General features: G+C 72.9%; 1 protein-coding gene. It reads left to right on the top strand.

Features of this window, described 5'->3' with window-relative positions:
* The coding region (locus SB816_RS32630; protein WP_410548329.1) for an MGH1-like glycoside hydrolase domain-containing protein at positions 1–262 on the top strand (262 nt) is incomplete at both ends.

Here is a 262-nt window from a genome sequence, read left to right as displayed (position 1 = left end):
GGTCGACGCGCTGTTCTGGATGCCGGACGCCCAGTTCTACGGGATCGCGCTCGACGGTCACGGCGATCTGTGCCGCGTGCTCGCGTCGAACGCGGGCCAGCTGCTCGCGTTCGGGCTGCCCGACGCGCAGCGCGGCGCGGCGGTCGCGAGCGTGCTCGGCTCGACGCTGTTCCAGACGGGCTGGGGCATCCGCACGCTCGCGGCCGGCCAGCCGCGCTTCAACCCGATGGCCTATCACAACGGGTCGGTGTGGCCGCACGAC

The sequence above is a fragment of the Achromobacter sp. SIMBA_011 genome, assembly GCF_046535435.1.
Lineage (GTDB): Bacteria > Pseudomonadota > Gammaproteobacteria > Burkholderiales > Burkholderiaceae_B > Achromobacter > Achromobacter dolens.
Note: the sequence above shows the minus strand (reverse complement) of the source record. Positions and strands in the feature narration are given on the sequence as shown.